Source organism: Nostoc sp. FACHB-190 (assembly GCF_014696905.1).
In the GTDB taxonomy this organism is placed as follows: Bacteria; Cyanobacteriota; Cyanobacteriia; order Cyanobacteriales; family Nostocaceae; genus Nostoc_B.
On the sequence record NZ_JACJQW010000061.1, the window covers coordinates 23,351 to 30,231 of the forward strand.

Here is a 6,881-nt window from a genome sequence, read left to right on the forward strand (position 1 = left end):
GTTTCTTATGTACCAACCACATGAACTTTTTAATAATCTCTCTCCAGAAGAAATCAATCGGACTTTGCATTTGAGTGAAATAGGCGAAAAAGAATCGTATACAGAGGACGATGCCGACCGTTTTCGGGAATGTCGTTCTTTAATGGAGCAAGGTAAAACTGATGAGGAGATTAAAAATTTATTACCATCGATAGTTGTTTTAGAAACAGTTCAGAATAATTCTGTTTTTGAAAACAATAATGGAAAAAAAGGGCAGAAAAAACCAACTAAATCATTGGACATAACTGGATTACTAAACTTCGCTCGAAAACAGGGCTTTAAACTCAAGTTGAGTGAAGCATTAAAAATCCTTGAATTCTGTGAACTAGAAGAACAAGATGAATATACTCCTCAAGAAGTTGAGCGATTCATTGACGCTTGTCAGTCCATTGGAGAACAAACATCAATATCTAATGTTTTAGTAGACATTGAAGATATCACTACAGAAACTGAATCAGATTTAACAGGCATGGTCGATAAAGTTACAGATAAATTTGTTGAAAAAATTCCTCGTGGACTTGTGCGGCAAGTTTACACTAAAAAAGCTATAGCTAGATTAGCCGAACAACCAGAAGAGAGCGAAGATTTCTTAAAGCAAATGGAAAAACAGATTTTAGCAAGAATTGAGGGAAAGCCATCTCCGATGCAACAATTGTGGGAGAAACATCAGATCAAATTCTTGCCCCCTACTCGAATGAACTCAATGCAATTGCCGAGCGCATCAGACAACGATACGACTACCAGCTAAAACAAGAAATTGAGCAGCGAGAACGCACGATTGATATTCAGGTAGATAAGACATCTAATACCAAGGCTTTGAAATTAGCTTCGGAAAAGTTAAAAAATCTACAAGCCTGGAACCAAGCGCAAGAGAAAAAACAAAAACTCCGTCAACAAAGCTTTGAACAGTTTAAGTCAAACCTATTTTATTTTGGTCGGTGGGTTGGTTCTGGTCGTTCTGGAACTGCGATGTTTTTTACTTTTGCTGCTTCAACTCTGTTCGGAGGATTAATGTGGGGGTTTAATGAACCATCTGCCATCTCCTGTCCGTCAGAAAAAAGCCTGTGCTATCAACTGCGTTTGGATAAAAAATCTGTGATTCTCCCAGCGCAGAAGAAGCAGATATTAGAAGACTATCAACGCTCTCTAAAACAACCGCGTCGTCGTCAAAAATAAATGGAACTACAAAAGATTGAACTTAGTGAAGATTGGTCTGATGTTTATTGGTCTGATGTTTATTTGCATACTCCAGAAGAACGAATTAATCGTTTAGAGATTTTGTTATGCCAGAAGGTTCAAAGAGGTGAAGATATTTCTAACTGTCTAGTAGCTTTGAACTTTCTGAAGAATCGAATAAGTGAACAGAAGCTAGAAGCAATTTTTCTCAAACGAATTCAGTTTAAACTAGCTTTTAATTCTTGGTATAGAGTTAGTCAAACTGCTTTGGCTTTCTTGCTTGTGATTGCTTGCTTTGGTAGCTTGGTTAAGTTGCTCACCGCACCATCCTGTTCTTTACCTCAGATTACTCAGCAACATTTACCCCAACAGATTCCCAAAAAGGAACTGAGGTAAAACATTGTAGGGACAGTGATATCATTCATTGTCCCTACAATCACACAAACTTCAAAGTTAGCCCGGACTGATTTTTAGAAGTAGGGGGTGTCTTTGTCGAAAGGGAGGGAACTGGGTTCTTCGCAGTTCCGCAAGTCTACCTGCATTTGTTCGAGGCGTTGTTTATAGGTTCGGTTTGAGGCACGTAACCTATTCATTTCTTGCTGCCCAAAATTTATGCCTAATGCTGCTTCTCTTTGAGACACCCGATTATAGTTATCAACATCAATCTTCTTGCGCCTTTCCATTTCTTCTAACCACTCTGGACTAGTCCCTTTTCTCAGTTCAGATTCTACATATTTGGATCTAAGAGAACCATCTGGGTTGAACTGTTGTTTCTCGGTGGGCGTAAAGAAGTCGTAGGCTGTGTACTCTATCCATTCTTCTGGTTCGGTTTCGTCCAGGCGTTTCCATTCATCGTATTCTGCCTTACATCTGCGAGCATAACTATCAATTGCTGCATTATTCATACCTTTAGATAACATCTGTTCTCTGGCTTCAGGCTTTAACGTTCCATCTGGATTAAACTCTTTACGATTTATGTTAATCCATCGTTTAATTCTTGACATACTAAACTCCTAAAAACAATGTTTAAATAAAATCATGTCGCTAGAATTCAAGCATTTTGATACTAGGTTAAACCAGTGGATTCATACCGATGAACGTATTAAGAATTCTGAGTCAATTTTAACTGAAAAGTTGAATAATACTCTACTTGAGTTTTACTTTTCTGGTAAAGAATTTTCTTTTGGACATTTAGATGAATATAGTACTCCAGAAGATTTAAAAAATCATCCAAATGGACAGACTCTTTTATTATCTTCTAAAACCAGATTACTGTATGGTTCTCCAGAATGCTTAGAAATAATCGATAAATTATGCCCTGATAGAAAAGATAGAGGGGCTTACGGCTCAATATTTTTGGGGGCTTGCAAAAATGCAATCAATGAAGAATTAAATATTCTAGTTGTGGATGATGCTAATGGAGAAAACGGAGAAGTTATTGACAAAGAAGACGCTTATAAACTAGTAGGAGATTGTTATGGGCAGATATCAACACAACTTTATGATAAATTAACTAATAGAGTTGAACAGCAAGATAAAAGTTATCGTGTCATTCAGCACCGTTTTGGTTGGACAGAGAATGATGGGCAAGATACTAAATATCGCTTCGGTAAAGGGACACTAAGACCTTGCAACTTAGAAAAAATAAGATACGCTGACACTAATAATGAACAAAAAATCGACCTAATTCTCCCCCTCTCTAGCTTCAAAGGTACAGATAAGGATCGTCCAGGTGGAGCCATTAAACCCCAAATTCAACCAGGACTCTACAGACAAAAAATCTGGCTAGGCGAAAAGTCACAATCAGAACGCGGTAAAACAGCAATATCTCAGCTATTAGCATCATTTCCTCAAGGTATCAAAGACTTTGCTGAGGAACTGGAGGCACAAGCCCAAAAACTAGCTGAATCCCAAAGTGACCCCAGAAAAGTGGCTCAACTTTTCTGTGAGAAATACGAAAAACGTAAGGCTTTCACAGAAGAAAAAAAAGCCTCATTGGAACAGAAAATTACATCTGAAGTTGCTGATGGTTCACTTGTTAAACAATTAGAACTTCTTACATGGAATGAAGCTGAAGAACAATTTGAACCAAGTGATGACTTGGAGGAAGAGTCAGAGAAAGATGATTTATTAATGTACAAGCTCATCAAAGCTGATTTGGTGAGTGGACATAACCAAATTTTAGAAACAGAGAAAGTCAGAAAAGAACTTACCAAATTCGTCCAAGGAGAGTGGAGAGATATCGCGCTGGGGGGGATACTGACCTTTGATAGAGCTATGATTATACCATCCAAGGAATTGAAGAACGGAGAAATCTGTGTGCCTTGGTTGGATAAAGGTGAAAAAGTTCTCAACTTCCGTTCACCATTCCTAAATTCTAACGGTTTATGTGTTTCGACAAATAAAATTGTTGATGACTGTTTAGCTCCAGACGGTACACGTCTAGAAGGTATTATTATCGTCAACGATGAAGATTTAAAACGCATCAAAGCGAGGCTTCAGACCGACGAAATAGTGCCATTAGAAACCGAATCAGAACGCCAGGGACGAGATTTTGACGGCGACTGCATTGGTGTGGCACTTGCTAGGAAATACCCCAATCTTACAGCAGAAGCGGAGTACAGAAATCAGCTTGAAAATGCTTATGCTCCTACTGTTAAAGAGAAAAAGCAATCATTTTATATTAACTCAGAGCAACCACCATTTGAGCAAATAGCCATACACATGAGCGATGGCATCAGTGTGGGCATTATTAATAATCAAGTGACCTCACTTTTATCTTTAGAGTCTGAAATCGAAATCCTTAAAACTTATGGAACTTCTGAACAAAAATCCTATTATTTAGACAGAGTAATAGAGCATTATGAGAAATTACTAGAAGAAGAAAATTATCAAAACAATCCGAAACCAATTAGGGAAGAATATAAACCGAATATACAAGAATTTGTAGCACTCGCTCAAAACCCAGATAGGACTCCAGAAATCATTGAACAAGCGATGAATACTAATCATCAATTGTATCGTAAAATGATTGAGGAGGCGTGTTATCACAACCAAATTGCGGTGGATTTATTCAAAAGCTCCAGAAAACCTGAAATGGGCTTGATTAAAGAAAATAATCGCTATTTATATCGCCAAATTGACTATATTAAAGACAAAAAATCACCAACAGCTTATTTAAATTATGGGATAAAAACAGAGGGTTACTCTCCAGTAGAATTATTAATTAATCAAACCAACAAATACTTCCAAGAATCAAAGTTAGAATCCCGCCCTATAGTCCAATTCAGTAACCTATTTCAAGGAGTAGAATTTACACCCCAGCAGAGATTTAGCGCGATCGCCGCCAAGTACGAATTTGACAAACTCTATAATGCCGCAGTAGCAATGGAGCGACGGCGCTCAACCGAGAAAGGGCCGTCAGCCATCATTGAAACCCAGCAGGGGACGAAACTGGAGATTACAAACCTCCTGCGCTACAAACATCCGGGCATTTGGAAGGCAGAATCTATTAATCTGAAGCTGGAGACAGACAAACGCAGTAACAGATTATTAGCGATCGCACAAATTGACAACGAGCTTGACGATAACGGCCAGCCCAAATTCCGTAGATTCGGCACAGTTAGCCCCCAATCCATTGAAGAACATGGACTCAAGCCAGGGATGTCAGCTAGTAATGCCAAGCTAGTTGAATTCAAGCCAGAACTGACCAAAGGGCAAACTAGACTGCTATTTTCGCAGGCGTACAAATTTGCTGAAGCATACCGTGAGAGCATACCAGAGTCGGAGCGATTGTCGGCGGCGGCGGCGGCTTGGAATGTGGGGGCGGCACGACAGGATGAACTTGAATCAATTCAAAATGACGCTCGCGGACTCGCTAACGCTGCGCTAACAAAATTCAAAATTCAACATAAAAGTCAAATCCAGAAAAAGACTCCCAACTTTGTGTTCGCGGCGTTCCCAGATGAAATTGTCTCCCGGTTAGAGCATCTGCAATTTACTGATTTACGAGTAGGGACGCTGAGTAATGAGGCTAACAACTTCAAGGGTAAAGAATGGAACCCCGACGAAAAGTACAATGTAGAAATCCGAGCTAGTGACCACCCACCGGAACACGAGCGCCATGCTTCGAGATTAGTGTTCGTTGCTGATGGTGATGGCGAATATAGGGAATTCGCTGCATTGGAGCCGAGAACAGCACATTTACCAATTGGGACAAAAGCTCTAGCTAAAATTCTACCTGGGGAAACATCGACTGCTAATGCCACTGTTGTTGTGCCAGGAAAAGAAGCAGTAGAGTTTACCATCAGAGAAATCAAAAAGTTTTCTTACGCTGACAAGACATGGAATGGTGAATCCGTAACATTGGAAATTGGTAAAGTACCAGTTCCCACAAGAGTAGTAAAAATCAAATTAGATGGTAAAACTCTTGGAGAGTTGGATGCCGACTCTATCAAACAACTTCAGGCAGTAAACTATCTTGCTGACGGGAAATCTCTTAATCTCAAGCTTACGACCATATCCGAAAAACACAATGCTTTTGTGATAGCTGAGTCACCAAATGGGAATTTTATAAAGATTGATAAAACTAATTCTTATGATTATCAAAGTCAGAAATTTAATGACACTGAATACAGAAGATTTACCCTAGAAGTACCGCAGTCTCAAATCAGAGATGCCGTATTTTTGAATGGGGAACCGTTGGGAGTACTATTTTTCAATAAAGATAAAGAAGCAATCAAAAACTTGGGGGCGCTAAAATTTGGTCAATTAACACCAGTTAATGTGACGCTCCAGAGCAATTTCACCACAACAATGGTCGTGAAAGTTGACCCCGCAACAGTTCAATATCCTGAAACTTGGGTGAAACAAAACCAAGTGTTTGGTCAACAGACAGTCAATGAAGAACAACACAGAGAGATCGCAAAAACTGCACCGATGCTCTACAAAATAAAAGAGCGTCCCACCATGTTGTTTGCCACACCAGAAGATAAAATGTTGGGATTGACTCAACTGGTGGTTGATAACCATAAGCTTAAAGCAGTAACAAAATGGCTGGCTGACAAGAATGTTGCGATTGCCCAAGTGCCACCAGAGGAAGTCCCATTGGAAACGAAAAAGGGACTAGCGGTTTTTACCTTGGCTAACTCGTCCATCCCTGAACCAGTTTTTGAGGCGATGGCCAAGAAATTTGGGAGTGTGATTGAGTCCCAAACTGAATACGAGAAGAAAGTGCGATCGCTACCTGACCGTCCAAAGCATTTGAAACCGCCACAACCACTACAGATAGTAACGTTATCCCAAACTTCACAGTTACAGCAGCCGTCGCAAACCAGTCTAACTGAACCGAAAACACCTCCCAGCCAAGAATCTCAGTCCGTAACCATTGACCACCTGCGCTCATGGTACACCACTGCAAACAACCTGGGAAAATCAGAAGATTACAAACAACGCATTGTCCAAATTGCCAATGAGTTTAAAGTTACGGGGCAGCTATCGCCCAAAGCCCTGGCGGTAATGGAACAAGATACGCTCACTCGAATCTCCCAGGTTTCCCAGAAGTTGGCATCAAATATAGGTCAGCTTGGAAATGATGGTACTGTCCGTGTTACTGGTAAAACGTATGATTTAGCATTAAATTCTGAACGCAAAGATTTGGCGATCGC

At 39.9% G+C, this 6,881-nt stretch carries 5 protein-coding genes; 4 read left to right on the forward strand and 1 reads right to left on the reverse strand.

Annotation, left to right across the window (positions count from 1 at the left end):
* Positions 1–7 precede the first annotated feature (7 nt).
* From H6G28_RS33675 to H6G28_RS33685, 3 genes are read left to right on the forward strand one after another with little or no spacing between them, the layout of a single operon-like run.
* The gene (locus H6G28_RS33675; protein ID WP_190677437.1) at positions 8–787 is read left to right on the forward strand and encodes a hypothetical protein; all 780 of its coding nucleotides are present in this window, start codon (positions 8–10) and stop codon (positions 785–787) included.
* On the forward strand, positions 694–1,215 hold the full coding sequence (locus H6G28_RS33680; RefSeq protein WP_199331749.1) for a hypothetical protein: 522 nt from the start codon (positions 694–696) through the stop codon (positions 1,213–1,215). Before H6G28_RS33675 ends, H6G28_RS33680 begins: the two co-directional genes overlap by 94 nt.
* On the forward strand, positions 1,216–1,611 hold the full coding sequence (locus H6G28_RS33685; RefSeq protein WP_190595309.1) for a hypothetical protein: 396 nt from the start codon (positions 1,216–1,218) through the stop codon (positions 1,609–1,611).
* A 74-nt stretch (positions 1,612–1,685) separates the two neighbouring features.
* On the opposite strand, the gene H6G28_RS33690 is transcribed toward H6G28_RS33685, so the two are convergent.
* Complete coding sequence (locus H6G28_RS33690) at positions 1,686–2,219, reverse strand: hypothetical protein (RefSeq protein WP_190595308.1); 534 nt, start codon at positions 2,217–2,219, stop codon at positions 1,686–1,688.
* A 34-nt stretch (positions 2,220–2,253) separates the two neighbouring features.
* Here H6G28_RS33690 and H6G28_RS33695 point away from each other — a divergent pair.
* A partial coding sequence (locus tag H6G28_RS33695) for a hypothetical protein (RefSeq protein ID WP_190677439.1) occupies positions 2,254–6,881 on the forward strand: 4,628 nt, incomplete at its 3' end.